A 1340-nucleotide genomic window follows, 5' to 3' on the forward strand; every position below is an offset into this window, starting at 1 on the left:
TGGGCGGCGTCGCCGAGCAGGGTCACGCCCGGTACCCGCTCCCAGCGGTGGCCGGTCGGCAGGGCGTGGTGGGAGCGCAGGACCGGCGCGGTGTCGCTCTCGGTGATCAGCGCGGTGAGTTCGGGCGCCCAGCCCGCGAACTCCCGTGCGATCCGCGCGAGGGCCGCGTCGCCCTCGGTGAAGTCGATGGCTGCGAACCAGTCCTGAGACCTGCTCAGCGCCACGTAGGCGTGGAGAGTGTCGCCGCCCTCCCGGTGGGCGAAGATCTCCAGGCCCGGCGCGGGCGCCATCATGAACCCGCCGCCCACCGCCTTCGCGGCGGCCGGATGCCGGGTGTCGGCCTCGAACAGATAGGTCTCGACGAACGACGTGCCCACGTACTCCGGTTCGGCGGGGGAGAGCAGGGGTCGGACCCGTGACCACGCGCCGTCCGCCCCGACCAGCAGGCCGGTGGTGACGGTGTCGCCATCGGCGAACGCCACCTCGAAACGCCCCTCGCCGAGGGCGCGGGTGCCGCTGACCTTGTGGCCCCACCGGACCGTGCCGGCCGGCAGCGAGTCGAGCAGGATCCGCCGCAGCTCGCCGCGCTGCACCTCCGGACGGCCGCCGGTGCCGTCGTCTGGCCTGTCCAGCAGGACGGTCCCGTCCGTGTCGAGGAGCCGCATCGCCTGACGGCCCTCCAGCACGATCGCGCGGAACTCGTCCGTCAGCCCGGCCGCGTCGAGGGCGAGCTGCCCGTCGTGCTCGTGGATGTCGAGCAGCCCGCCCTGCGCGCGGGCCGAGGGGGAGGGCTCGGCCTCGTGGACGGTGGCCGGGATGCCGTGGAGGTGCAGGACGCGGGCCAGGGTGAGGCCGCCTAATCCGGCGCCGACGATCGTGACGGGAGTGGGCGTGGTGGTCGTCATGGTGGTTCCTCCGCGCGCGAGTCGGCCGACCGTGAGGTGGCGATCGGCTCTGGTGCGCCGTTCCATCATGGAGCGGCGTTCCAACATTGGAACAGCGCTCCAGCCGTGTCAAGATGACGGCATGGCAACGCGGACGCGCCGGTCGCAGCGGCGCACAGAGGCGCTCTCCCGTGAACGCATCGTCGAGGCGGCGATCGAACTGCTCGACACGGCGGGCGAGGGCGGACTGACGTTCCGGGCACTGAGCGAGCGCCTCGCCACCGGGCCGGGGGCGATCTACTGGCATGTGGAGAACAAGGGGGAACTGCTCGACGCCGTGACGGACGCGGTCGTCGCCGACGCCGTGGCGGACGGGGCGGACGGGGCGGCTTCGGGGTCGGCCGGTGCGGGCGAGGCGGGCGGAGAGGCCTCGGAGGCGGCTGGGGCTGCTGGGGC

The 1340-nt window shown here is 73.7% G+C and carries 2 protein-coding genes; one reads left to right on the forward strand and one right to left on the reverse strand.

Translation table 11 applies throughout. From position 1 onward, the window contains the following. Window positions 1-905 (reverse strand): FAD-dependent oxidoreductase (locus AOK23_RS42740; protein ID WP_055717758.1); only part of this gene is annotated, 905 nt, incomplete at its 3' end. 121 nt (window positions 906-1026) lie between these two features. On the opposite strand from AOK23_RS42740, the gene AOK23_RS42745 reads away from it, so the two are divergent. Continuing rightward, window positions 1027-1340, forward strand: a 314-nt coding sequence (locus tag AOK23_RS42745) for a TetR family transcriptional regulator (protein WP_157878331.1), incomplete at its 3' end; no start/stop codon positions are given.

Source organism: Streptomyces torulosus, assembly GCF_001419765.1.
Lineage (GTDB): Bacteria > Actinomycetota > Actinomycetes > Streptomycetales > Streptomycetaceae > Streptomyces > Streptomyces torulosus.